This is a genomic window from Streptomyces sp. NPDC015125 (assembly GCF_043080045.1).
In the GTDB taxonomy this organism is placed as follows: Bacteria; Actinomycetota; Actinomycetes; order Streptomycetales; family Streptomycetaceae; genus Streptomyces.
Genome location: NZ_JBIBVF010000014.1, coordinates 157,475 through 181,082, shown reverse-complemented (window position 1 = coordinate 181,082; position 23,608 = coordinate 157,475). Strand labels below are relative to the sequence as shown.

The following is a 23,608-nucleotide window of genomic DNA, read 5'->3' as shown; positions in this document are numbered from 1 at the left end:
AAAAGCTCAGATCAATCATGGAGTTCCGGTGCACCAGGCACCCTCCCCCGTGACATACTGCGTACGCGCTCCGCATCCCCCGTCGGAGCGACGGACCGACGCCGGGCGGCTCCCCCCGTGGCTGCCCGGCGTCGTCATGTCCGCAGGTCCGCCGGGTGCGGTAGCCGGGCCCGGGGCTGTGAGCGCAGGACGTAGGGTTGAGGCCGTGATCTCCCCGAACCCCCAGGAACCCGCCGAGGGCACCGTCGTCTGTTCCGCGAAGGGCTGCCGCGCCGCCGCCGTATGGGTGCTGGCCTGGAACAACCCGAAGCTGCACACCCCGGACCGGCGCAAGACCTGGCTGGCCTGCGAGGAGCACCGGGAGCATCTGTCGCAGTTCCTCGGCGTGCGCGGTTTCCTCAAGGATGTCGTGACGCTGGAGGAGTGGGAGGCGTCGGCCGCCGGCCGCTGACGCCGGACGGGCGCAACCACTGCTTGTGACCCGGTCGGCTCAGCCGCCGATCGAGGACATCGGACGCTCCGGCTGCAGGAACGAGGGGTCGTCCAGGCCGGAGCCCGCCTTCTTGCCCCGCATCGCGTGCTCCCATATGCGGGCGATCTCGTCATCCGGGGCCTCGGAGCGCAGGGCGGTACGCAGATCCGTCTCCTCGGTGGCGAACAGGCACGTACGGATCTGGCCGTCGGCGGTCAGTCGCGTACGGTCGCAGGCCCGGCAGAACGGGCGGGTGACGGAGGCGATCACACCGACGCGGTGCGGCCCGCCGTCGACGATCCAGCGTTCGGCGGGCGCGGAGCCCCGCTCGTCCCGGCCCTCGGGGGTGAGCGTGAAGCGGGTGCGCAGCGAGGTGAGGATGTCGCCCGCGGTGATCATGCCGTCGCGCTTCCAGCCGTGCTGGGCGTCCAGCGGCATCTGCTCGATGAAGCGGAGCTCGTAGTCGTGGGCGATGGCCCAGGCCAGCAGGTCGGGGGCCTCGTCGTCGTTGAGCCCCGGCATCAGGACGGTGTTGACCTTGACCGGGGTCAGACCGGCCGCGCGGGCCGCCTCCAGGCCGCGCAGGACATCGTCGTGCCGCTTGCGGCGGGTCATGGCCTGGAAGACGTCGGGCCGCAGGGTGTCGAGGGAGACGTTGACGCGGTCCAGGCCGGCGTCGCGGAGTGCCGCGGCGGTGCGCTGGAGGCCGATGCCATTGGTGGTCAGCGACATCTGGGGGCGCGGGGTGAGGGCGGCGACGCGCTCGACAATGCCGGGCAGGCCGGGGCGGAGCAGCGGTTCACCGCCGGTGAAGCGGACCTCTTCGATGCCCAGGTCCCGCACGGCGATGCCGATCAGCCGGACGATTTCGTCGTCGGTGAGCAGGTCGGGTTTGGCCAGCCACTGCAGACCCTCTTCCGGCATGCAGTACGTACACCGCAGATTGCACCGGTCGGTGAGTGAAACGCGCAGGTCGGTGGCCACACGACCATAGGTGTCGATGAGCACTGGGCCCCCTCCCCAAGAGTGTTGGCTCGGTACCTCTCCTTCGGTGGATCAGTACGTCTTCGAGCCTACGCGATGGGTGTGACAGCGAGCAGGGGGGAGAAGCACGAGGTGGGCGGGGTGGAGTCGTAGAGATCTACGACTCCACCCCGCCCGGGCCCTGTAGGGACGGCTCAGCCGGGCCGCCGGGAGGGCCGCGTCAGTGCGCTCCGGTCCCGGTGAGCGAGCGGACCTCCAGCTCGGCGTACTTCGTGACGTCCGGTTCCTCCTTGGACAGCAGGGACCCGAGCCAGCCGAGCAGGAAGCCCAGCGGGATGGAGATCAGGCCCGGGTTCTCCAGGGGGAAGACGTCGAAGTCGGCGCCGGGGAACATCGAGGTCTCCTTGCCGGAGACGACCGGGGAGAAGAGGACCAGGAGGACGGAGGAGACGAGGCCTCCGTAGATGGACCACAGGGCGCCCCGGGTGGTGAAGCGCTTCCAGAACAGGCTGTACAGGAGGGTCGGGAGGTTGGCGGAGGCGGCGACCGCGAAGGCGAGCGCCACCAGGCCCGCGACGTTCAGGCCGCGGGCGAAGACCCCCAGGACGATGGCGACACCGCCGATGCCGACGGTCGCCCAGCGGGCCGCGCCGACCTCTTCCTTCTCGGTGGCCTTGCCCTTGCGCAGCACATTGACGTACAGGTCGTGGGCGAAGGACGAGGACGAGGCGAGGGTGAGGCCGGCGACCACCGCGAGGATGGTCGCGAAGGCCACCGCGGAGATGACGGCGAGCAGGATCGCGCCCCCGGTGGAGCCCGCGCCGCCGCCGATCTCCTGGGCGAGCAGCGGGGCCGCGGTGTTGCCCGCCTTGTTGGACGCGGTGATCGTCCCGGGCTTGATCAGGGCCGCGGCGCCGAACCCGAGCGCGATGGTCATCAGGTAGAAGACGCCGATGATGCCGATCGCCCAGTTCACGGACTTCCGGGCGGCCTTGGCGGTGGGGACCGTGTAGAAGCGGATGAGGATGTGCGGCAGGCCCGCGGTGCCCAGGACGAGGGCGATACCCAGCGAGATGAAGTCGATCTTCGAGGTGGCGGTGGCGCCGTACTTGAGGCCGGGCTCCAGGAAGGCGGCTCCCTTGCCGCTGTTCTCGGCGGCGGCGCCCAGCAGGTCGGAGAGGTTGAAGTGGAACTTGAGCGCCACCAGGAACGTGATCAGCAGGGTGCCGGCGATCAGCAGGACCGCCTTGACCATCTGGACCCAGGTGGTGCCCTTCATGCCGCCGATGGTGACGTAGAGGATCATCACGATGCCGACGAGGACGACGACCAGGATCTTGCCCGCCTCGCTGGTGATGCCCAGGAGCAGGGTGACCAGGGCGCCCGCGCCCGCCATCTGGGCGAGCAGGTAGAAGATCGAGACGATGATGGTGGAGGTGCCGGCGGCGGTGCGGACCGGGCGCTGGCGCATCCGGTAGGCGAGGACGTCGCCCATGGTGAAGCGGCCGGAGTTGCGCAGCGGTTCGGCGACCAGGAGGAGCGCGACGAGCCAGGCGACGAGGAAGCCGATGGAGTAGAGGAAGCCGTCGTAGCCGAAGAGGGCGATGGCGCCGGCGATGCCCAGGAAAGAAGCGGCGGACATGTAGTCGCCGGAGATGGCCAGGCCGTTCTGGAATCCGCTGAACTGCCGGCCGCCGGCGTAGAAGTCCTCCGCGCCCTTCGTCTGCCGGCCCGCCCAGACGGTGAGGCCGAGGGTGGCGGCAACGAAGACCGCGAAGAGGGTGACGATCAGGGTCCGGTGCTCGCCCGCGCCGCCGGCCGCGAGGTCGAGCGCGAGGGAAGGGCGCAGGGGGCTCATGCGTCACCTTCCAGGCGGGTCTTGATGGCCTCGGCCTTGGGGTCGAGCTTGGCGGCGGCGTGCCGGGAGTACCCATAGGCGATGAGGAAGGTCGTGACGAACTGGGCGATGCCCAGGACGAAGGCCACATTGACATGGCCGAGGACCTTGGTGCCCATGAAGCCGCCGGCGTAGCTCGACAGCAGCACGTACCCGAGGTACCAGAGGATGAAGGCGGCGGTCAGCGGGAAGGCGAACGAGCGGTGTGCGCGGCGGAGTTCATCGAATTCCGCACTCGACTGCACCTGGATGTAGTCGGGCGGCTCATGCGTCCCCGGGTCGAGGGTCGGTGCGGCGCTCACGGAATCTCCTGACGCGAAGGGGCGGGCTCCCGGGCCGGTCCGGCGGATCGGCCCGGGAGGAGCCCGGCCGGCGGTAAAGCTCACGTAAGTGATCTGGATCACGCATGGTAGAGGTGCATCAGACGATACGACAGGGGTCCGTTGGTTGAATCCCAAAAGAAACCGGGGGAATGCCCGCGGCGGACCGCCACCGCGCGCGGGGCGCTTCGTTGAGCCCGGTGTGAATCCGCCGCCACAGCAGGCCCCGCAGCCCCCCGTTCCCCGCCGGCGCCCCTACGGCAGCATCCGCCTGCCGGCGCCGCTCCCCCTCGCCCCGCCGGAGCCACGACCGGGGACGGCCACCGTCGCGCGCCGCTGGTACGGACCGCGAATCGCGCTGCCCCCGCTGAGCATCAGCACCCTGCGACGCAACGGCTGACCGGCTCCTGACGGACGTTCAAGACGGTCGAAATCGGCTGACGCACTATCAATTTCACACTCCTGGCGGGTTTTCTCCCCGTTTTTTCTCCGTAGTCCATTGCTGCACACGAGTGGTCGCCGATAACTTCACATCTCACTGCAACCGCCCGTGTGCAATCCGCGCACGGGCGGTCTCACGGATGATGTGGAGTACCCATGGCACCTCCCCGATCCAGACGCATGCGGGCGCTGGCCGTACCCCTCGGACTGGCTCTGACGGCGTCCCTCGGCTTCCTCCCGAGCGCGGCCACCGCCGCACCCCAGGACTCCGTCCCGGCCGCCGCCTCGGCCGACGGCCCGCTGCTCTCGTACGTCGTGAACACCACGCCCGGCAACGCCACGGTCGGCAAGGTCGAGAAGGCGATAGCCAAGGCCGGCGGGAAGGTGGTCATCGCCCATCGACAGATAGGCGTGATCGTCGTCCACTCGGCCAACCCGCAGTTCGCCGCCTCCCTGCGCACGGTGCCGGGCGTGCAGTCGGCGGGCGCGACCCGCACCGCGCCGCTGAAGGCGCAGGGCACCACCGACATCGGCAAACCGAAGAAGATCGACCTGCCGAAGTCCCAGCTCACGGCGGTCGGCAAGGCAGCGAAGGCGAACGGCGAGGAGCCGCTCGAACCGCTGCAGTGGGACCTGCCCGCCATCAAGGCCGACAAGGCCGCGAAGGTGAACCCGGGCAGCAAGAACGTCACCGTCGCCATCATCGACACCGGGGTGGACGACACCCACCCCGATCTGAAGGCCAACTTCTCCGCGAAGCAGTCCGCCAACTGCGTGGGCGGCGTGGCCGATACCTCCAAGGGCGCCTGGCGCCCCTGGAACCCGGACGAGGACTACCACGGCACTCACGTCGCGGGCACGATCGCCGCGGCCCGGAACGGCGTCGGCGTGGCGGGGGTCGCGCCGGGTGTGAAGATCTCCGCCCTCAAGGTCAGTGAGCCGGAGACGAGCCTCTTCTACGCCGAGAGCGTGGTGTGCGCCTTCGTCTTCGCGGCCGACCACGGCGTCGAGGTCACCAACAACAGCTACTACGTCGACCCGTGGATGTTCAACTGCAAGGACGACGCCGACCAGGCCGCCATCATTGACGCGGTCGGCCGTGCGGCGAGCTATGCCCAGCGCAAGGGTGCGATCAACATCGCCGCGGCGGGCAACTCGGGCCTCGACCTGGCGGCTCCCCAGCTGCCCGACGCCTCCAGCCCGAACGACTCCACCCCGGTCGAGCGCACCATCAACCCGAAGACCTGCTGGGACGTTCCCACCCAGCTGCCGGGCACGGTGACGGTCGCGGCGGCGGGCGTCAACAAGCTCAAGTCGTACTACTCGAACTACGGTCTCGGCCAGATCGATGTGTCCGCACCGGGCGGCGACTCCAAGCAGGTGCCCGAGCTGCCCGCCAAGAACGGCAACATCCTCTCCACCATGCCGGGCGGTGACTGGGCCTACCTGGCCGGCACCTCCATGGCGACCCCGCACGTCGCGGGCGTCGCGGCGCTGCTCAAGAGCACCCACCCGAAGTCCGGCCCGCAGGAGATCCAGTGGCTCCTCAAGGAGCAGGCGGACAACCCCGGCTGCCCCACGGGTGACGCGACCTGCACCGGCACCAAGCATGTCAACAGCCACTTCGGCTACGGCATCGTCGATGCACTGGACGCAGTGAAGAAGTAACTCCCGCGCTGTTCCGGGTAGTTGCGGGGAAGGACCGGGTGGTGCGCCACCCGGTCCTTTGCCTTGCGGGTGCGGACGGGCCCCGGGGCGGGCCGGTCAGGCGGGGTCGCGGCCGAGGAGGACGGCCGGGTCGCGGCCGAGGAAGGCCGCCAGCCGGTCCGTGGCGTTCGCGCCGGGCGGGGCGGGGCGCTCGGGGGCGAACGAGCCGCCCTCGGTGCGCGGCGCGGCGCCGTAGATCCGGCGGGCCGCCGCCAGGGTCTCCTCGGCGACCGTGGGCGCCAGCCCGGTCAGTGCGCCCGTGGCCCGGGCCACGTCCCAGCCGTGTGCGAGGAGTTCGACCACCACCTGCTGGACGAGCATCGCGCCGGGCGCGTCGTAGGGACCGTAGGTGCGCCGGAGCATCCCGCTGTGGGTGAAGGCGGCGAGGGCGGCACGCGCCGAGTCCTCGAAGGCGGCGCGGTGATCGTCACCGAGATGGCCGGCGGCGTGGTCGGTGCGCGGGGCGTCCTCGGCGATCGAGGTGGCCATCAGGTTCTCCCACACCATGTGGTCGAGCAACTGCCATACGCGCCACCCCGCGCACGGTGTCGGCAGGTCGAGATCCTCGGGCCGTACGGCGGCGACCACCGCGGACACATCCCGGATCACCTGCTCGTAGGCGTACATCACCCGGTCCGGGTCGGTGCCGTCGAACGCGGAGCGGTCCAGCTCGTACGTCCGGGGGTGGGCGCGCAGCGCGGCCGCGGTCCAGGTTCCCGCGAGGTCCCAGCGGGGCGGGGCGGGCCGGCCGGTGACGGTGCACAGCAGCTGCCAGTAGCGCTCGACGGCCGGCTCGGCGGCGGTCTCCAGTTGCTCCAGCAGCCGGCCGCGGGCCTGCGGGCCGTCCTCGGCGGGCGGGTCGGGGGTGCCGACCTGAGTGGGGAGCCAGGCGGCGATCAGCTCGGCGATGAAGGACTCCGCGGCCGGGGAGTCGGGGGCGATGCCGGCCGTGACGGCCTCCTCTCCGCGCCGCCGCATCAGCTCTGCGACGCGCACTGCCGCCTGTTCCTGCGCGGCCTGTTCGTGCTCGGCTTGTTCCTGCGCGGCCTGTTCCTGCGCGGCAGGGGCCGTCTCCCCCGCGGTGTGCGCCCCGCCCGCGGCGCGCGCCCCGCTCGCCGCCGGCCCGGTACGCGCGCTGTACTCGGCCAGCCGGCGCAGCGCCGCCCGTAGTTCCGGCCCCCTGACCAGGGCGGTCAGTGCGGTCCAGGCGTCGATCTGCTCGGGGGTGGGGTCGTCGGGCAGCTCGGGAACGGCGGCCAGCAGACCGCTGCGGTAGGCGGGGGCGTGCACGCCGTCGAGGGCGTCCTCGACGAAGTCCGTGATGATGCGGCGGCGTTCTTGGTCCGACAGGCGGGCCAGTTCGGTCATGGTCGGCAGCTCCTCTGCTGCGCTCCCCCGCGCGGCCACCGAGCGCAGCACGGCGCGCTGCAGTTGCAGAGTGCGGATCTGTGCGTCCAGGGCGTCCGCCCACTGCGCGGCCGTCTCGGCGAACGACGGGGATCCCTCCGTGCCGCTCAGGCCACGGGGGAGCTCCCGGTGCAGCACCGAGCGGATCGCCGCCAGCCCGATGCCCAGGTCGCGCAGGCTGCGCACGATCTCCAGGCGGGCCGGGGCGTCCGGGCCGTAGAGGCGGTAGCCCGCGGGGGTGCGGGTGGCGGGCGGCAGCAGGTCCTGGTCCGACCAGTTGCGGATGGTCTTGACCGGAACGCCGGTCAGGCGCGCCAGCGCGCCGATGGTGAGCAGGCCTGTGCCGTCCTCGTACATGCCCTCCACTGTCGGGTCTCCCACGGGGGGAGACTCAAGCGGCGGTGCGTCCGGCCACCCCCGCCCGCGCTTCACCGGTCTCCGCTGCGGGCCGGGGAGCGGTGCCGGCCGCGCGCAGCACCCCGCCGGCCAGCGCGTACTGGGCCGCGAGATAGGTGAACATGATGCAGAACTGCGGGGCCGGCAGCTGCGGCCAGTGGGCGATGCCGGTCGCGATCAGGGTGTCGGAGAGCAGGAAGAGCAGCCCGCCGACGGCCGCCCAGGGGCCCGCCCGGAGCCCGCCGAACGCCATCGCGGTGAGCAGCAGGCTGTAGCCGGCGACCGGGATCCGCAGATCGGCCGGGAGGTCCGGCCACAGGAGCACCACCGTGCCGGCGAGCAGCGCGGCATACGCAGCGGCGGCGGCGACCGTCCGCCCCCGCCGTCCGGCCTCCGGCGCCGCTCCGTGCCGGGCGAACAGCAGCAGATAGCAGACGTGTCCGGCGGCGAACGAGCCCATCCCCACCAGGAAGGCGACGTCCCCGCCGATCTGGAGGAAGGTGTCCCCGCCGCAGCCGCACAGCAGCGCACCGGCGAGCAGCGGGGGACCGCCGCGCGCCAGTACATAGGCGGCGAGCACCGGCATCAGCGCGGGTTTGGTGATCTGCCCGGCGGCCGTGACACCGCCGAGCAGCGCTCCCAGGTGCACGACGGCCAGTGCGGCGAAGGCCCACAGCAGGGGCCGGACGGCCCGCGGCCGGCGTGCCCTCATGCGGCCGACTCCCCGACGGAGGCGCGCGCCTCGGCCTCCGGCCGGCCGGCCGTCGGGGCCTGACCCGCGGCGGCCCGCCAGGCCGGCTGCCAGCCCGGCCCGCGGAACACCCGCCCGGCGCGCTCGCGCCAGCTGTCCGCGGCCCGTATGTCGCGCGCGATGGCGGCGTACTCATGGGTGGCCACCCGCAGCGGGTTGAAGGTCTTGATGTCCTTGGTGAGTCCGTAGACCGGCCGCTCGGTTTCGGCCACGAACGAGCCGAACATCCGGTCCCAGATGATCAGGATCCCGCCGAAGTTACGGTCCAGGTAGCCGCCCTGCGAGGCGTGGTGGACCCGGTGGTGGGAGGGGGTGTTGAGCACGAACTCGAAGGGCCGGGGCAGTTTGCCGATCCGCTCGGTGTGCACCCAGAACTGGTAGACGAGGTTGGCGCCGGAGGTGAAGGCGATCACGGCCGGATGGACGCCGAGGGCGATCATCGGGACGTAGAAGGGCCAGACGGTCCAGGTCGTCCAGGGCTGGCGCAGGGCGGTGGTGAGGTTGAACTTCTCGCTGGAGTGGTGCACCACGTGGCAGGCCCACAGGACGCGGATGACGTGGTGGCCGCGGTGCGACCAGTAGTAGAAGAAGTCCTGGGCGAGCAGCATCAGGGGCAGCGTCCACCACAGCACGGGTATCCGCAGCGGGGTGAGTTCGTAGACCGCGGCGTAGATCGCCACGATGGGGATCTTCCACAGTGTGTCGAACACGAGGCTGCCCAGGCCCATGCCGACGCTGGTGGCGGCGTCCTTGGCCTCGTAGCCCTCCGCCTCCTCGTCGGGATGGAGGCGGTAGCTCACCATCTCGATCACGGCGAGCAGGACGAAGGCCGGTATGGACCACAACAGGACATCGGGCAGGTGCGGCATGCACCGCACCATAAAGGTGTGGACGACGGCGCCGCTAGGGGTTGTTACTGAGAAGTATGTAAGACGTGCCGTCAGCTGCGCCGCGACGACACCCCGGCGGCAGGTCCCCACCACGACCGGAATCGAGGTCCCATGACCCGCACACCCACCATCGCCCTGCTCGGCGGCGGCTTCTCCGACGATCCCGACACCCTGCTGGACGACTTCCTGCTGGAGACCGCCGGGCGGCCCCGTCCCAAGGTCTGCTTCCTGCCGACCGCCAGCGGTGACGCGCCGGGGTACATCGAGGGGTTCCACGCGGCGTTCGCCGCGCGCGGGTGCGAACCGAGCCATGTGGAGCTGTTCCGGCGCACCGTGACCGATCTGCGGTCATTCGTCCTCGACCAGGACATCGTCTACGTCGGTGGCGGCAACACCGCCAACATGCTTGCCGTCTGGCGGGTGCACGGTCTGGACGCGGTCCTGCGCGAGGCGTACGCGGCAGGGGTGCTGCTGTGCGGCATCAGCGCCGGGGCCTGCTGCTGGTTCGAGAGCGCGTTCTCCGACTCCTTCGGCCCGCCCGTGCCGCTGTCCGACGGGCTGGGACTGCTGCCGGGCAGCCTGTGCCCGCACTACGACGGCGAACCGGAGCGCAGACCCGGCTATCTCGCAGCGGTCAACGACCGCTCACTGCCCGGAGGTTGGGCGGTCGACGACGGCGCCGCCGGGGTGTTCGCCGACGGCCGCCTCGTGGACGTCGTCACCCGCAGACCGGGCGCCACGCTCCACCGGGTGAGCGTCGGCGGGGACGGCTCGCCGGAGGAAGTGGCACAGACGGCGCGGCTCCTGGGGGCGTGACCCCGGTGACCGGCCTCCGGCCCGCCGTCAACTCCGTTACCGGTTGCGGGAACAGGGGTGGACCGGGGTGTCGACCAGGGGGTGGCCCGGGGGTGGACCAGGGGGTGTCGCCGACCTCCCGTCGTCCGTCCGCAGAGCGGGCCCGCGGCGCGTGGGGTGGGCGACTGCCCCGTGCGCGCCACGCCGGTTCGGTGGCTGTCAGTGGTGGCCCGTATCCTCAATGACCATGCTCGAAGACCGCATGGCAGCAGCCGACCCGATCGCGCCGAAGATCGGGCAGCAGCCGGGCCCGCAGACGCCGCCGGCTCCCTGGCCGTCCGCATATCCCCAGGGATACGCGGTGGTCGACGTCGAGACCACGGGCCTGGCCCGCGACGACCGGATCATCTCCGCCGCGGTGTACCAACTCGACGCACAGGGCGAGGTCCAGGACCACTGGTACACCCTCGTCAACCCGCAGCGGGACCCGGGGCCGGTCTGGATCCACGGCCTGACCAGCGCCGTGCTGGCCGATGCCCCGCTCTTCCCGGAGATCGTCCCGGAGCTGTCCCGGCGCCTGGCGGACCGCGTACTGGTCGCGCACAACGCCATGTTCGACTGGTCGATGATCGCCCGCGAGTACGCCCGCGCCGCGGCGACGGCACCGGTCCAGCAGCGGCTGTGCACCATCGCCCTGTCCAAGGAGCTGCGGCTCCCGCTGCCCAATCACAAGCTGGAATCCCTCGCCGCGCATTACGGCGTGGTGCAGGAGCGCGCCCACCATGCGCTGGACGACGCCCGGGTGCTGGCCGAGGCGTTCCGTCCCGGTTTGCGGCGGGCCGCACAGGAGAATCTGCGCCTGCCGCTGATGAGCTGTCAGGCGCTGACGGAGTGGTCGGACACCCCCGCACCCCGGCAGCACGCCACCGCCTCGGCGTACCGCCCCACGTCCTGGCGGCCCTCCCGTAAGCGCCCGGCGTGCCCGTACCCCAACCCGGGGCGCTACGAAGCGGGTGGCCGGCTCGTCCAGGGAATGCGGGTCGCCTTCTCCGGCGACACCTCCGTGGACCGCGAGCTGCTGGAGGACCGGGCCATCGAGGCCGGGCTCCATGTCGCCACGAGCCTGTCCCGGCTGACCAGCCTGCTGGTGACCAACGACCCCGACGCCCGGACCTCCAAGACGGCCAAGGCCGCCTCGTACGGCACGGTCGTGATCGATGAGGCGGCCTTCATGCAGCTGCTGCAGGATGTCGAGCCGGCGGGCTCGGCGCCTGCGTCCGGGTGAAGCCCGTCCAACACACCCGCCGGCACCTCGCCCCGCAGGGGTGCCGCCCGCACCCTGTGGCGCATGGCACGTTGTGAGGTCTGCGGAAACGAATACGGCATGACATTCGAGGTGCACGCGCAGGGCGCGGTGCACGTCTTCGACTGTTTCGCCTGCGCCATCCACCGCATGGCGCCGATCTGTGAGCACTGCCGGTGCCAGATCATCGGCCAGGGCGTGGAAGCCGACGGGCAGTGGTACTGCGGTGCGCACTGCGCCCGGTCGGACGGGAGGGTGGGCATCGTCGACCGGGTCTGATCCCGCCCGATCCCGCCCGGTCCCGCCCGACCCGCCCGGTACCACCTGGGTCTGATGCCACCTGGTCCGACGGCACCGGATCCGACGGCACCGGGTCTGGTCCGAAGGGCCCGTCCGGACCGGTCCGGACCGGTCCGGGCGGCCGCCCGGCCGGCCCCTCCCCCCGGCCGCTACCGGGGACCCCCGGCTCGGGGGCTTCGGCGGTCCGGGTACCGTCGAAGCCGTGTACCGCTTCCTGTTGTCCCGGCAGTGGGTGATCCTCACCCTCGTGGCTCTTGTGCTGATCCCCGTCATGATCAAGCTGGGCTTCTGGCAGCTCCACCGCCATGAGCACAAGGTGGCGCAGAACCAGCTGATCGCGAGCAGCCTGGCCGCCAGGCCGGTCCCGGTCACCCAGCTGACCGCGCCCGGCCGGGACCTGCCCCACGACGACATGTGGCGCACGGTCACCGCCACCGGCACCTACGACACCGCGCACGAGGTCGTGGTCCGTCAGCGCACCGCCGCCGACGAGCAGAGCATCGGCTACTACGTGCTGACCCCGCTGGTCCTCGGCGACGGCAGGGCCGTGCTGGTCAACCGCGGCTGGATCTCGGCGGGCAACGACCTCACCCGGTTCCCGGACGTCCCGGCCGCCCCCCAGGGCAAGATCACCGTGACCGGCCGGATCATGGCCGACGAGACCACCGCCGTCAGCGGTATCAAGGACACCAGGGGCCTGCCCGCCCGCCAGATCATGCTGATCAACAGCAAGGAGCAGGCGCAGCGGGTCGGCCGGCCGCTGCTCGGCGGCTATATCGAACAGACCGGGCCCAAGCCGCCCGGCGGCAAGCCGGAGCTGGTCCCCGAGCCGGACCACGACTCCATCGGGCCGCACATGGCGTATGCGGTCCAGTGGTGGCTGTTCGCGGCGGCGGTGCCGGTCGGCTGGGTGATCCTGGTCCGCCGTGAGCGCCGCGACCGGCTGGAGGCCGCCGCCAAGGAGGCGGCGGCAGAGGCCGAACCGGCCCCTGAGGCCGACGACACGGCGCCGGTGCCGGCCACACCGTAGCCCGTACAGCCGCCACAGCGCGTGGCGCACCCGGTGCGCGGGAAAAGGCGCTGGGTGCACCCACATATCGAGGACTATGCGCTCATCGGCGATCTGCAGACCGCCGCACTCGTCGGCCGCGACGGCTCCATCGACTGGCTGTGCCTGCCCCGCTTCGACTCCGGGGCCTGCTTCGCCGCGCTCCTGGGCCACAAGGACAACGGCCACTGGCGGCTGTCCCCCCGCTCCTCCGAGGCCCGCGCGGAGCGCTCGTACCGCGGTGATTCACTGATCCTCGACACGGTGTGGGAGACCCCCACGGGCAGCGTCCGGGTCATCGACTTCATGCCGCAGCGCGACCGTCAGCCCGATGTCGTACGGATCGTCGAGGGCCTGAGCGGCAGCGTCGAGATGCGGGGGGTGCTGCGACTGCGGTTCGACTACGGCCGGGTGGTGCCCTGGGTGCGGGCCACCGAGGGCTCCCGGGTCGCGGTCGCCGGGCCGGACTCGGTATGGCTGCGCACCCCGCACCGAAGCAGCACCTACGGCAAGGACTTCAGCACCCGCTCGGACTTCACCGTCACCGCGGGCGAACGCACCGCATTCGTGCTGACCTGGCACCCCTCGCACGAGCCCCGGCCGGTCCGGATCGACCCGTTCGAGGCGCTCCAGGACACCCTGGACGACTGGCACACCTGGTCCGCGCGCTGCCGCTACCAGGGCCCCTACCGCGAGGCCGTGATGCGCTCGCTGATCACCCTCAAGGCGCTCACCTATGCGCCCACCGGCGGCATCGTCGCGGCCCCCACCACCTCGCTGCCCGAGGAGCTGGGCGGCGTACGCAACTGGGACTACCGCTACTGCTGGCTGCGCGACGCCAGCCTCACCCTGAACTCCCTGCTCTCTGCCGGATATCTGGAGGAGGCCGGCGCCTGGCGGGACTGGCTGCTGCGCGCGGTGGCCGGCGCCCCCGACGATCTGCAGATCATGTACGGGCTGGCCGGTGAGCGGCGGCTGCCGGAGTCCGAGCTGCCGTGGCTGTCCGGATACGCCGACTCCGTGCCCGTACGCATCGGCAACGCCGCCGTCGAACAGCGTCAGCTCGACGTCTACGGCGAGGTGCTCGACTCCTTCCACATCGCGCGCGCGGCCGGGCTGCCGTCGGAGCCGCACGCCTGGAGCATCCAGCGCGCGCTGGTCGACTACCTGGAGTCCGCCTGGCGCGACCCCGACGAGGGGCTGTGGGAGATCCGCGGGCCGCGCCGGCACTTTGTGCACTCCAAGGTCATGGCCTGGGTGGCGGCCGACCGGGTGGTGCGGGCGCTGGAGGCCAATCCGAAGCTGGGCGGGGACGTCGACCGCTGGCGGGCGATGCGCGACGAGGTGCACCGGGAGGTGTGCGAGCACGGCTATGACGCCGACCGCGGCACCTTCACCCAGTTCTACGGATCGGCGGAACTGGATGCGGCGACCCTGCTGATCCCCCGGGTCGGCTTTCTGCCGGGTGACGACCCGCGGGTCTCCGGCACCATCGACACGGTGCGCCGGGAGCTGACCTTCCCCCCTTGCCCCGACCGCATGGAAGGTACCCCCCTCGGTCTGGTACGCCGCTACAGCACCGAGGGCGGCTCGGTCGACGGGCTGCCGGGCGACGAGGGCGCCTTCCTGGCCTGCTCGTTCTGGCTCGTCGACGCGCTGCGGATGAGCGGACGGCGGCACGAGGCCCGGGAGATGTTCGAGCGGCTGCTGGACCTGCGCAACGATGTGGGGCTGCTCTCCGAGGAGTACGACCCGGCGGCCGGCCGCCAGCTGGGCAACTATCCGCAGGCGTTCAGCCATATCGGCCTGGTGGGGACCGCCTTCGGACTGCAGGAGGGGGCAGGGGCAGACTAGGGCCATGGATCTTGGACTCACCGACCGGACGTACCTCGTCACCGGGGCGACCCGCGGCCTCGGCTTCGCCACCGCCCGTGAACTGGTCGCCGACGGCGCCAACGTCGTGCTGACCGGACGCACCGAGGAGAGCGCGGCCGCGGCCGCCGCCACGCTCGGCGAACGCGCCCTGGGGGTGGCGGCCGACAACGCCGACCCGGAGGCCCCCGGCCGCCTGGTGGCCACGGCCCGGGAACGCTTCGGCCGCCTGGACGGCGTGCTCATCAGCGTGGGCGGCCCGCCGCCCGGCGGCGCCCTCGACAACACCGACGACCAGTGGCAGCAGGCCTTCGAGTCGGTCTTCCTCGGCGCGGTACGGCTGGCCCGCACGGCCGCCGCCGAGCTGGCGGAGGGCGGCGTGATCGGCTTTGTGCTGTCCGGCTCGGTGCATGAGCCGATCCCCGGGCTGACCGTCTCCAACGGGCTCCGCCCCGGCCTCGCCGGCTTCGCCAAGTCGCTCTCGGTCGAGCTGGGCCCGCGCGGCATCCGGGTCCTCGGCGTACTGCCCGGCCGGATCGCCACCGACCGGATGACCCAGCTCGACGCGCTCTCCGGTGACCCGGAGGGCAGCCGCGCCCGTAACTCCGCGGCGATCCCGCTGGGCCGCTACGGCACACCGGAGGAGTTCGGCCGGGCCGCGGCGTTCCTGCTGTCGCCGGCCGCGTCGTATGTCACCGGGGTGATGGTGCCGGTGGACGGCGGGGCCCGGCACGGCTTCTGACGGGAGCCCCCCGCGCGGCCGGGCGGCCGGGCCGGGGCGCTTGGCAAGAGGCGCCCTAACTGACCCGCTCGGGCCGGTGCTTGACCGCGCGCAGCCGGACGTCTCCCGGCAGCCGGTCGAGCCCGGCCGAGCGGCGGGCGTGGGCCACCGCCTCGTCCGACAGGCGACGGACCACGGTCCCCGGGTCGGCGTGCGGGGCGAGGGACAGCAGGGCCCGGACCCGCGGTTCGCTCCGGCGGCCGGTCAGCAGTACCCCGGCCCGGTCGACGCCTTCCAGCGACTCCGTTTCGGCCGCGAGCACGCCCTCCAGCGCCCGGGCGCGCAGTGTGGCGCCCTCGCCGTCGCCGCTGTCGACGAGGATCTCGTTCAGCCGGTGCCGCCGTAGCTGGGACAGCAGCCACCACAGCATCAGCAGCACGAAGACGGCCAGGGCGGCGATCACGGCGGGCCAGAACCAGCCCTGGCCACTCCAGCGGGTGCGGGCGTGCGCCGGGAGCAGCACCTCGTCCGGCCGGGACCAGGGCCAGCCGGCCGGCAGCCGCAGCTGCCACTTCGCGGGCAGGCCGAGACCGCCGAACAGCACCGCACCGCCGGCGCCGAACAGCACCGCACCGGACAGACCGAGCAGTACCCGGTTGATCGCTCTGCCGACCCTGCGCATCGCTTCCTCATCCCTTCTTCGGGCGCCGGACGCGCACGGTCAGGCCGAGCCGGTGCGCCAGCCCCAGCTGCCGCAGGCCCTCGCCCAGCGCGATGTCGAGGTCGGCGCGGACCTCGTCCAGCCCGCGGAAGTGCGAGACGGCGTGCGCCTTGGCCTTACGGCGGCCGACCTTCATCCGTACGGACTGGACGCCGGCGACCTCCATGGCGCGGTCGCGCAGCACCAGCGCGGCGGCCGCCCGGTCCAGTCCGGCCCGGATGTCCGGCGCCGTCGGCCGCATCGGCAGCACCTGGCGCAGTCCGGGGGTGAGCGCCAGCACGATCAGCCAGCTGCCGAGCACCACCGCGAGAGCGGCGGCGGCCAGCACCCAGGGGGTGTCGAGGTGACGGGTGGCCAGTTCGCGGGCGAGCCACCGGCGCCAGGCCATCGCGGGGTGGTGGGCGCGCACCGCGACCACGTCGTAGAGCAGCAGCCCGGCGGCGGCCAGCAGCACCAGCGCGACCACCGCGGCCGGAATCCGGCGGGCCGACCAGAAGCGCCCGGTGCGGCCGTCGTCCGCCCCGTCCGTCGCGGCCGCGTCCGAGGCGGACTCGCTCCGGCCGTCCGCGGCGTCGGGCGTCTTGTCGAGCGTGGGCATCCGCCGGGTGTCCGGCTGCTCCGCGTCGTCGCTCATCGCACCCTCCCGCGGCCCGTACGCTCCTCCAGCGGGGAGTGCAGCCGCTCGACCTCCACGGCGACCTCGGGCACCTCCATGCTCGCCAACGCCTTGACCCGCTCGGTGACGTGACGGCGTACCACCCGGCACTGGGCGCCGATGTCGGAGGGGTAGCCCAGCTCCACGGCGATCCGCACCCGTGCCTCGCCGAAGTGCCGGCGGTCATCGCGCCGGTGCACGGTCACCGTCGCCTGCGCGTCCGTGCGGGCCGGCGGCGACTGCCGGCGCAGCGCCTCCCGGGCCGCCTGTGCGGCGATCTTCGCCACCACCCGGTCCGCGATGCTGGTCGCGCCCCGCTCGCCCGCCGCCACGCCGGCGGCAGCGGTGGCCTGGGACACCGTCGCCACCCGGCCTCACCGCCGCCGCTCGTAGCGGTCGCTGCTGCGCGGACGGAAGAATTCACCGGCCTGCAGATCCCCTTCCAGGAATCTGCCGACCACGAAGCCGACGGCGCCCAGCGCCGCCACCAGCACGAAGGCGCCGAAACCGCCGAAGTATCCGGCGAAGCCCAGCGCCATACCGGCCAAGAGGCCGACCACTGCCATGCTCATCGTGCGCTCCTTCGCTACCCCTCCGGACGGGCCCGGCTATTGGAGCCGCTGCTCCGGTCCCTCATCTTCGTCTTCCTCGTCGGGCAGCTTGACGTCGCTGACCGCGATATTGACCTCGACGACCTCCAGGCCCGTCATCCGCTCCACGGCGGAGATGACGTTCTCCCGGACGGAGCGCGCGACCTCGGCGATGGCAACGCCGTAGTCGACCACGATCTCCAGGTCCAGCGCGGTCTGCACCTCGCCGACCTCGGCCTTGACCCCGCGGGTCGCGGTCGCGGACCTGCCGCCACCGGGCACCCGGTCGCGTACCGCGCCGAGCGTACGGGCGAAGCCGCTGCCCATGGCATGCACGCCGAGGACGTCCCGGGCCGCCAGTCCGGCGATCTTCTCCACCACCCCGTCGGCGATGGTGGTCCGCCCACGGGTCGCGGGGTCGCCGCCACCCCGTTTGGCAGGAGTCCGGGGCCCCTCTGCATGCTGCTGGCTCTCGCTCATCGCCGTGGTCCCTTTCCGCGAGGAGAAGCGGTCTGCTTCCGCGAGGAGAAGCGGTCCGCCCGCTCCGCTGTCCACAGTAGGTCCGCATCTCCCGGTCCGCTCCGGGGATGTGGCAGCGGAGTGCTCCGCACGGCGACCGCCCGGCACACCGCCCTGCCGTACGGGCCGTACGGGCCGGTCTGCGGCAGGCTGGTGGAGTGGTGCGGGACGTGTCCGGAACAGGTCCGGGGACTTGCCGGGAAAGGGGTGACGCGGTGGCCGCGAACCAGTGGGCACAGGCGGTGCGGGTAGCGCTCGGGATCGGCCGGGTGCTGCCGCTCGGCGGGCCCGCGGACGGATCGTGGATCACCGAGCAGGCGGCAGCCGGGGTGTTGCGGGCGGCCGCCGGGACGCCGGCCGGTGTGCACCTCGGCGTGCTGCGGCTGTCCGTCGCCGACGCCGCCCGGGCCCCCCGGCCCGTGGTGCCGGCCCCGCCGAGCGCGCTGCCACCCGGCCCGCTGCGGATCGAGGCGGATTTCGCCACGGTCGCCGACCGGCCGCTGACCACCGTCGCCGACCAGGTGCGCACCGCGCTGCTGGAGGCCTCGGTCCGGGAGCTGGGGCTGGTGGTAGGTGTGGTGGATCTGCAGGTCAGCGGGCTGCTGGACGAGGGCGAGGTACCGTCACCGCCGCCCGCCGCCCGTACGCAAGGTCCCCGTGCCACTCCTGTGCCGGATGAGGGGACCGGTGCGGCGCAGGAGGGCCCGGCGGGGATCAGTGCCGTCGCGCGGGGCGTGCCGGGCGTGGCCCGGCTGGAAGCGGTGCTCGGCGGGGCGTCCCGTCCGGTGCGGTGCACCGATGGCCATGTGCTGATCCAGCTGGCGACCGCGCCCGGCTACCGGGCCCTGGATGTCTCGTGCGCCGTACGGCAGGCGGTGGCCGCCGCACCGGCGGCGCCGTCGACGGTTGCCGTGCTGGTCACCGCCGTGGAACAGAGCTGACGGGCGCCCCGGCCGGTCGGTACGCCCGTCGCGGAAGGGGTGCGGCGGGGCTACTCCCCCACGCCTGCGAGGTCACGCAGCCGGCGCGCCTGCGCGGCCCGTTCGGCGGTGCGCTGCTCCTCGTACGTACGGCCCGCGGCGCCGGCCAGCAGGGCCTTGGTCTCGATGACGGCGTCCCGCGGCGGGGCGGTGAGCGCGGCGGCCAGGTCGGTCACCGTGGCATCGAGTTCGTCCGCGGGCACCACGAGGTTGGCGAGGCCGATCCGCTCGGCCTCCTCGGCATGCACAAAGCGGCCCGTGGCGCAGATCTCCAGCGCGCGGGCGTAGCCCACCAGCCCGACCAGGGGGTGGGTACCGGTCAGGTCCGGTACGAGTCCCAGGCTGGTCTCGCGCATGGCGAACTGGACGTCGGGCGCGACCACCCGCAGATCGCAGGCCAGGGCGAGCTGGAAGCCCGCGCCGATGGCATGGCCCTGCACGGCGGCGATGGACACCAGGTCGTTGCGCCGCCACCAGGTGAACGCTTCCTGGTACTCGGCGATCGTGGCATCCAGCTCGCTGTCCGAGCCGCGCGCCAGATCGATGAACGACGGCTCGCCGTCGAAGCCTTCGGGCGTGAACGCCTGACGGTCGAGGCCCGCGGAGAAGGACTGGCCCTCACCACGGAGCACCGCGATCCGCACGTTTCCCGGCAGCAGCGAACCCGCCTCGGCGAGCGCCCGCCACATGGCCGGCGACTGCGCATTGCGCTTCGCTGCGTTGGCGAGGGTCACCGTGGCGATCGCACCGTCAACGGTGAGTCGCACACCGTCCTTGTCGAGCAGAGTCATGAGCGCCTCCGAGTCAGCCGGCCGCACCTGCGTGCGTAAGTGACTGAACGGTAACCTCCCGGTCGACTGTTCGGTCGACCGGGGGGACACCGTTGCTCCCGGAGTCGCAGCCGTCAGGCCGATGCGGCCTTCTTGCCCCTTGTGGCTCCGCCTCGACCGCGCAGGACCACACCGGATTCGCTGAGCATCCGGTGCACGAATCCGTAGGAGCGGCCGGTTTCCTCGGCCAGCGCCCGGATGCTCGCACCGGAGTCGTACTTCTTCTTCAGGTCTGCCGCGAGCTTCTCGCGCGCGGCGCCGGTTACCCGGCTGCCCTTCTTCAGAGTCTCGGCCACCCGTGCCTCCTCGTGGGAAGTGCGCTCTGGACTCTCATGATCACCCCTCCCCGGCTTCCTGGCCACCCATTCCGCAGGGTCAGTACGACATCCTTTGCCGCCCGGCGGCCGCTCATGCGGACCGGAATGCCTCATTCCGCCTCTACAGAAGGCCGCCCGTCCCCGGCTTTGTGCGAGAACGGGCAGGTCAGGCGGTATGCCGCCGAAATGGTGACGGCCGGGCCCCAAGGACCCGGCCGGATGCCGCAGACTCGCCGGTGTACGAGCCGTTCTCACTCAGATGATGGATCACACATCGGCCGAATGATCCATACGGCATGATCCATACGCCGTGATCAGGCCAGCGCGACCAGGTCCGCGTAGTCCTGGCCCCACAGATCCTCGACACCGTCGGGCAGCAGGATGATGCGTTCCGGCTCCAGCGCGTCCACCGCTCCCTCGTCGTGCGACACCAGGACCACCGCGCCCGTGAAGGTGTGCAGCGCGCCGAGGATCTCCTCGCGGCTGGCCGGGTCGAGGTTGTTGGTGGGCTCGTCGAGGAGCAGGACATTGGCGGAGGAGACGACCAGCGTCGCCAGGGCGAGCCGGGTCTTCTCGCCGCCGGAGAGCACCCCGGCGGGCTTGTCGACGTCGTCGCCGGAGAAGAGGAAGGAACCCAGCGTCTTGCGGATGGCGACCAGGTCCATGTCCGGGGCGGCCGAGCGCATGTTCTCCAGGACCGTGCGGTCCGGGTCCAGGGTCTCGTGCTCCTGGGCGTAGTAGCCGAGCTTGAGACCGTGCCCGGGGCGGACCTCGCCGGTGTCCGGTGTCTCGACGCCGGCCAGCAGCCGCAGCAGGGTGGTCTTGCCGGCACCGTTCAGACCGAGGATGACGACCCGGGAGCCCTTGTCGATGGCCAGGTCGACATCGGTGAAGATCTCCAGGGAGCCGTAGGACTTCGACAGGCCCTCGGCGGTGAGCGGGGTCTTGCCGCACGGCGCCGGGTCCGGGAAGCGCAGCTTGGCGACCTTGTCGGAGGCGCGCACCGCCTCCAGGCCGGCGAGCAGCTTGTCGGCGCGCTTGGCCATGTTCTGGGCGGCGACGGTCTTGGTGGCCTTGGCCCGCATCTTGTCGGCCTGGGTGTTGAGCGCGGCGGCCTTCTTCTCGGCGTTCTGCCGCTCGCGCTTGCGGCGCTTCTCGTCGGCCTCGCGCTGCTGCTGGTAGAGCTTCCAGCCCATGTTGTAGATGTCGATCTGGGAGCGGTTGGCGTCCAGATAGAAGACCTTGTTGACGACGGTCTCGACCAGGTCGACATCGTGCGAGATGACGATGAAGCCGCCGCGGTAGGTCTTGAGGTAGTCGCGGAGCCAGACGATGGAGTCGGCGTCGAGGTGGTTGGTGGGCTCGTCGAGCAGCAGGGTGTCGGAGTCCGAGAACAGGATCCGGGCCAGCTCGACGCGGCGGCGCTGACCGCCGGAGAGGGTGTGCAGCGGCTGGCCGAGGATGCGGTCGGGCAGGCCGAGGCTGGCGGCGATGGTCGCGGCCTCCGCCTCGGCGGCGTACCCGCCCTTGGTCAGGAACTCGGTCTCCAGGCGCTCGTACTTCTTCATCGCCTTGTCGCGGGTGGCGCCCTTGCCGTTGGCCATCCGGTCCTCGTTCTCGCGCATCTTGCGCAGCACGCTGTCGAGATCGCGGGCGGACAGGATGCGGTCGCGGGCCAGCACGTCCAGGTCGCCGGTGCGCGGGTCCTGCGGCAGGTAGCCGACGTCGCCGGAGCGGGTGACCGTGCCGGAGGCGGGGATCCCCTCGCCCGCCAACACCTTGGTGAGGGTGGTCTTGCCGGCGCCGTTACGGCCGACCAGGCCGATGCGGTCACCCTTGGCGATACGGAAGGAAGCGGACTCGATGAGGATGCGGGCGCCGGCGCGCAGCTCGAGGCCGGAGGCGGTGATCACGGAAAAGACTCCAGGGCAGGAAGACGGCGGAATGGACGGACGGTCCGAGAGCGGGCTGCGCCGTCTAATGAACCCGGGGGAGAACTGCCATGGGAGGCAGTCTAACGGCCGTGTGCAAATACTTTTCCGGGCCGCGGGCGCAGGCGCCGCCCCTGCGCGGTGCCCCGCCGGGCCTGCCGTGCGCCCCGGCCCGGGGCGGGGCGCGCCGAGCTGCGGCGGGCGGGCGGATGCCTGGTCAGGACCCGCCGCGAGACTGTGAGGCAGGTCTCAGTACGGAGTCCCGGCCCGCGCCACGGAGCCGACGTCGCCGGCCGCCCGCCACGGGGCTCAGGCGCCGCCCGTGTGGACCTGGAACGCCGCGCGCCGGACGGCCTTGGCGAGTGCCGGGTCGGGGTGGGCCGCGGCCAGCGCCACCAGCACCTGGACGGTGCGGGGGTGCCCAATGGCGCGCACCTCCTCCAGGAGGCGCGGCACCGAGCCCTGGACCGCCGAGTCGAGGTGCCGCACCAGCAGTTGGGTCTCGCCGTGGTCGGCGACGGCCGCCGCGGTGTCCACCCACAGCCAGGTCGACTCCTCACGGGTGAGCACATCGGGTGCGGTCTCCGGGTCGCCGCCCTCGTGCTCGACCAGCCACAGCAGGGCGTACGGACGCAGGCCCGGTTCGTCGGCCGCGGCGCGTACGGCGGGCTCGGCCGGGGCGCCGACCGCGCGCAGCGCCTCGAAGGCGAGGCCGCGCAGCAGCGCGTCCTCGCCACGGGCCACGGTCAGCAGCTCCTCGACGGCCGCACCGACCGAGCGGGCGGCGAGCCAGGCGCGGTATTCGGCACGGGCCGGCCCGGGGGTGAGCCGGGCACAGCCGCGCAGCATCGCCTCCGCCGACTGCTCGATATGGCCGGCCGGGCTCTGCGCGGCGACGCAGATCTGCTCCAGCTTGACCCACACCGACCAGTTGCCGAGCGGCGTCAGCTGCGCCTCGGACGCGTCGTGGAAAGCCTCGTGGACACCGTCGTGCGCACCGTCCGGCGCCACCAGCGCGCCGACGGTCAGCAGGGCGTCCAGCGCCCAGCCCAGCAGCTCGGCCAGCGACGCCCCCGCGGCGTCGTCGGCCGCCACCGCGGCATGGTCGGCGCTGCCCGGGGCCGGGTCCTGGCCGTAGGGGACCTCGCAGCGTTCGGTACGCAGCTCGGCGACGCGCTGGTCCAGCATGTCGAGCAGCACCGGCAGCCGGACGGGCCCGGCCGACAGGTGCAGCAGGGACAGCAACTGCGGCAGCGCCTCGACGACTTCGGCGACTATCGTGGGGCCGGCGGTGGCCGGCGCGGGGCGGGCCAGCGACCAGGCGTCGAAGAGCGCGACCCAGCCGCGCAGCACGGCCGTGTCGTCGCGGTCCCAGGCACGCAGCCGCCAGCCGGGGCGGGCGAGGCCGTCATGGAGCTCGACGAGACCGGCGAGCCGGGCCCGGTCCCAGTCGGTGCGGACCTGCTGCGGCGTCAGACCCAGGGCTTCGGCGGCGCGTTGCGCCGCGGCCTTCGGCAGCGCCCCGTCCGGGCCGGCGCGCAACGCGGCGCCGTCGGCCCAGCGGGCGAGGCGGGCCGCGCCGGCCAGTACGGTGCGGGCCTGCCGGGCCAGTTCCGCGGGCGGCGGCGTGCCCTCGGGCGGGCGGGGCGCCGGACGCTTGGTCCGGGTTGTCACCGCCCGGCGGGCGGCCGCAACCGGTTGACGGGGGACGATGCGGAGCCGGGAGTCGCGCGGGGTACGGGACGTCACAGGAGCAGTGTT

24 protein-coding genes are annotated in these 23,608 nt (G+C 72.3%); 9 read left to right on the top strand and 15 right to left on the bottom strand.

Features of this window, described 5'->3' with window-relative positions:
* Positions 1-205 precede the first annotated feature (205 nt).
* The gene (locus ACF088_RS26625; RefSeq protein ID WP_392378337.1) at positions 206-451 is read left to right on the top strand and encodes a hypothetical protein; all 246 of its coding nucleotides are present in this window, start codon (positions 206-208) and stop codon (positions 449-451) included.
* Between the two features lie 39 nt (positions 452-490).
* Here ACF088_RS26625 and moaA read toward each other — a convergent pair whose 3' ends face one another.
* The 3 genes from moaA to ACF088_RS26610 all read right to left on the bottom strand — a co-directional run bounded on the left by moaA (position 491) and on the right by ACF088_RS26610 (position 3,655).
* The gene (gene moaA, locus ACF088_RS26620) at positions 491-1,480 is read right to left on the bottom strand and encodes a GTP 3',8-cyclase MoaA (protein WP_392378335.1); all 990 of its coding nucleotides are present in this window, start codon (positions 1,478-1,480) and stop codon (positions 491-493) included.
* Positions 1,481-1,676: 196 nt separating this feature from the next.
* The gene (locus ACF088_RS26615; protein WP_392378334.1) at positions 1,677-3,314 is read right to left on the bottom strand and encodes a cation acetate symporter; all 1,638 of its coding nucleotides are present in this window, start codon (positions 3,312-3,314) and stop codon (positions 1,677-1,679) included.
* Complete coding sequence (locus tag ACF088_RS26610; RefSeq protein ID WP_392378333.1) at positions 3,311-3,655, bottom strand: DUF485 domain-containing protein; 345 nt, start codon at positions 3,653-3,655, stop codon at positions 3,311-3,313. Before ACF088_RS26610 ends, ACF088_RS26615 begins: the two co-directional genes overlap by 4 nt.
* 615 nt (positions 3,656-4,270) lie before the next feature.
* Here ACF088_RS26610 and ACF088_RS26605 point away from each other — a divergent pair.
* Entirely contained in the window at positions 4,271-5,782 is a 1,512-nt protein-coding gene (locus ACF088_RS26605) for a S8 family serine peptidase (protein WP_392378332.1), read from the top strand.
* 96 nt (positions 5,783-5,878) lie between these two features.
* On the opposite strand, the gene ACF088_RS26600 is transcribed toward ACF088_RS26605, so the two are convergent.
* Genes ACF088_RS26600 through ACF088_RS26590 form a run of 3 tightly spaced genes read right to left on the bottom strand, consistent with a single transcriptional unit; the run spans position 5,879 to position 9,244 of the window.
* Entirely contained in the window at positions 5,879-7,609 is a 1,731-nt protein-coding gene (locus ACF088_RS26600) for a TIGR03086 family metal-binding protein (RefSeq protein WP_392378331.1), read from the bottom strand.
* Between the two features lie 10 nt (positions 7,610-7,619).
* Positions 7,620-8,336, bottom strand: a complete 717-nt coding sequence (locus ACF088_RS26595; RefSeq protein WP_392378330.1) for a lysoplasmalogenase — start codon at positions 8,334-8,336, stop codon at positions 7,620-7,622.
* Positions 8,333-9,244, bottom strand: a complete 912-nt coding sequence (locus ACF088_RS26590) for a sterol desaturase family protein (protein ID WP_392378329.1) — start codon at positions 9,242-9,244, stop codon at positions 8,333-8,335. The genes ACF088_RS26595 and ACF088_RS26590 overlap by 4 nt, the downstream gene beginning before the upstream one ends.
* A gap of 132 nt (positions 9,245-9,376) precedes the next feature.
* On the opposite strand from ACF088_RS26590, the gene ACF088_RS26585 reads away from it, so the two are divergent.
* The 6 genes from ACF088_RS26585 (at position 9,377) to ACF088_RS26560 (ending at position 15,325) form a co-directional block, all read left to right on the top strand.
* On the top strand, positions 9,377-10,081 hold the full coding sequence (locus ACF088_RS26585; RefSeq protein WP_392378328.1) for a Type 1 glutamine amidotransferase-like domain-containing protein: 705 nt from the start codon (positions 9,377-9,379) through the stop codon (positions 10,079-10,081).
* A 220-nt stretch (positions 10,082-10,301) separates the two neighbouring features.
* Positions 10,302-11,345 carry a DEDDh family exonuclease gene (locus ACF088_RS26580; protein WP_392378326.1) on the top strand — a complete coding sequence of 348 codons (1,044 nt, stop codon included), beginning with the start codon at positions 10,302-10,304 and terminating at the stop codon, positions 11,343-11,345.
* 63 nt (positions 11,346-11,408) lie between these two features.
* Complete coding sequence (locus ACF088_RS26575; protein WP_030087516.1) at positions 11,409-11,642, top strand: hypothetical protein; 234 nt, start codon at positions 11,409-11,411, stop codon at positions 11,640-11,642.
* 223 nt (positions 11,643-11,865) lie between these two features.
* Complete coding sequence (locus ACF088_RS26570) at positions 11,866-12,693, top strand: SURF1 family protein (protein WP_392378325.1); 828 nt, start codon at positions 11,866-11,868, stop codon at positions 12,691-12,693.
* 54 nt (positions 12,694-12,747) lie between these two features.
* Positions 12,748-14,565 (top strand): glycoside hydrolase family 15 protein, encoded by a 1,818-nt coding sequence (locus ACF088_RS26565; RefSeq protein ID WP_392378324.1) that lies wholly within the window; start codon positions 12,748-12,750, stop codon positions 14,563-14,565.
* Positions 14,566-14,569: 4 nt separating this feature from the next.
* Positions 14,570-15,325: an SDR family oxidoreductase gene (locus ACF088_RS26560; protein ID WP_392378323.1), complete on the top strand. Its 756-nt coding sequence runs from the start codon at positions 14,570-14,572 to the stop codon at positions 15,323-15,325.
* Positions 15,326-15,380: 55 nt separating this feature from the next.
* Here the strand turns inward: ACF088_RS26560 and amaP are convergent, their stop codons facing one another.
* From amaP to ACF088_RS26535, 5 genes are read right to left on the bottom strand one after another with little or no spacing between them, the layout of a single operon-like run.
* Positions 15,381-15,986: an alkaline shock response membrane anchor protein AmaP gene (gene amaP, locus ACF088_RS26555; protein ID WP_392378322.1), complete on the bottom strand. Its 606-nt coding sequence runs from the start codon at positions 15,984-15,986 to the stop codon at positions 15,381-15,383.
* Between the two features lie 7 nt (positions 15,987-15,993).
* Positions 15,994-16,659 (bottom strand): DUF6286 domain-containing protein, encoded by a 666-nt coding sequence (locus tag ACF088_RS26550; protein WP_392378321.1) that lies wholly within the window; start codon positions 16,657-16,659, stop codon positions 15,994-15,996.
* Positions 16,656-17,048 carry a hypothetical protein gene (locus ACF088_RS26545; RefSeq protein ID WP_392378320.1) on the bottom strand — a complete coding sequence of 131 codons (393 nt, stop codon included), beginning with the start codon at positions 17,046-17,048 and terminating at the stop codon, positions 16,656-16,658. Before ACF088_RS26545 ends, ACF088_RS26550 begins: the two co-directional genes overlap by 4 nt.
* A gap of 6 nt (positions 17,049-17,054) precedes the next feature.
* Entirely contained in the window at positions 17,055-17,252 is a 198-nt protein-coding gene (locus tag ACF088_RS26540) for a hypothetical protein (RefSeq protein WP_392378319.1), read from the bottom strand.
* Between the two features lie 36 nt (positions 17,253-17,288).
* The gene (locus ACF088_RS26535) at positions 17,289-17,750 is read right to left on the bottom strand and encodes an Asp23/Gls24 family envelope stress response protein (protein ID WP_392378318.1); all 462 of its coding nucleotides are present in this window, start codon (positions 17,748-17,750) and stop codon (positions 17,289-17,291) included.
* Positions 17,751-18,004: 254 nt separating this feature from the next.
* Between ACF088_RS26535 and ACF088_RS26530 the strand changes: the two genes are divergently transcribed.
* Positions 18,005-18,730 (top strand): hypothetical protein, encoded by a 726-nt coding sequence (locus ACF088_RS26530; protein ID WP_392378317.1) that lies wholly within the window; start codon positions 18,005-18,007, stop codon positions 18,728-18,730.
* 50 nt (positions 18,731-18,780) lie between these two features.
* Here the strand turns inward: ACF088_RS26530 and ACF088_RS26525 are convergent, their stop codons facing one another.
* The 4 genes from ACF088_RS26525 to ACF088_RS26510 all read right to left on the bottom strand — a co-directional run bounded on the left by ACF088_RS26525 (position 18,781) and on the right by ACF088_RS26510 (position 23,596).
* Positions 18,781-19,560, bottom strand: a complete 780-nt coding sequence (locus ACF088_RS26525; RefSeq protein ID WP_392378316.1) for an enoyl-CoA hydratase/isomerase family protein — start codon at positions 19,558-19,560, stop codon at positions 18,781-18,783.
* A gap of 113 nt (positions 19,561-19,673) precedes the next feature.
* Positions 19,674-19,895 (bottom strand): helix-turn-helix domain-containing protein, encoded by a 222-nt coding sequence (locus ACF088_RS26520; RefSeq protein ID WP_006606369.1) that lies wholly within the window; start codon positions 19,893-19,895, stop codon positions 19,674-19,676.
* A gap of 335 nt (positions 19,896-20,230) precedes the next feature.
* Positions 20,231-21,829: a ribosomal protection-like ABC-F family protein gene (gene abc-f / locus ACF088_RS26515; protein ID WP_392378315.1), complete on the bottom strand. Its 1,599-nt coding sequence runs from the start codon at positions 21,827-21,829 to the stop codon at positions 20,231-20,233.
* A gap of 327 nt (positions 21,830-22,156) precedes the next feature.
* Entirely contained in the window at positions 22,157-23,596 is a 1,440-nt protein-coding gene (locus ACF088_RS26510; RefSeq protein ID WP_392378314.1) for a hypothetical protein, read from the bottom strand.
* Between the last annotated feature and the right edge of the window lie 12 nt (positions 23,597-23,608).

Excerpts from the sequence above, each read along its gene's own strand:
- ACF088_RS26615 (WP_392378334.1), bottom strand. The coding sequence starts at position 3,314 with ATGAGCCCCCTGCGCCCTTCCCTCGCGCTCGACCTCGCGGCCGGCGGC.
- ACF088_RS26605 (WP_392378332.1), top strand. The coding sequence starts at position 4,271 with ATGGCACCTCCCCGATCCAGACGCATGCGGGCGCTGGCCGTACCCCTC.
- ACF088_RS26595 (WP_392378330.1), bottom strand. The coding sequence starts at position 8,336 with ATGAGGGCACGCCGGCCGCGGGCCGTCCGGCCCCTGCTGTGGGCCTTC.
- ACF088_RS26590 (WP_392378329.1), bottom strand. The coding sequence starts at position 9,244 with ATGCCGCACCTGCCCGATGTCCTGTTGTGGTCCATACCGGCCTTCGTC.
- ACF088_RS26585 (WP_392378328.1), top strand. The coding sequence starts at position 9,377 with ATGACCCGCACACCCACCATCGCCCTGCTCGGCGGCGGCTTCTCCGAC.
- ACF088_RS26580 (WP_392378326.1), top strand. The coding sequence starts at position 10,302 with ATGACCATGCTCGAAGACCGCATGGCAGCAGCCGACCCGATCGCGCCG.
- ACF088_RS26575 (WP_030087516.1), top strand. The coding sequence starts at position 11,409 with ATGGCACGTTGTGAGGTCTGCGGAAACGAATACGGCATGACATTCGAG.
- ACF088_RS26560 (WP_392378323.1), top strand. The coding sequence starts at position 14,570 with ATGGATCTTGGACTCACCGACCGGACGTACCTCGTCACCGGGGCGACC.
- amaP (WP_392378322.1), bottom strand. The coding sequence starts at position 15,986 with ATGCGCAGGGTCGGCAGAGCGATCAACCGGGTACTGCTCGGTCTGTCC.
- ACF088_RS26550 (WP_392378321.1), bottom strand. The coding sequence starts at position 16,659 with ATGAGCGACGACGCGGAGCAGCCGGACACCCGGCGGATGCCCACGCTC.
- ACF088_RS26540 (WP_392378319.1), bottom strand. The coding sequence starts at position 17,252 with ATGAGCATGGCAGTGGTCGGCCTCTTGGCCGGTATGGCGCTGGGCTTC.
- ACF088_RS26535 (WP_392378318.1), bottom strand. The coding sequence starts at position 17,750 with ATGAGCGAGAGCCAGCAGCATGCAGAGGGGCCCCGGACTCCTGCCAAA.
- ACF088_RS26525 (WP_392378316.1), bottom strand. The coding sequence starts at position 19,560 with ATGACTCTGCTCGACAAGGACGGTGTGCGACTCACCGTTGACGGTGCG.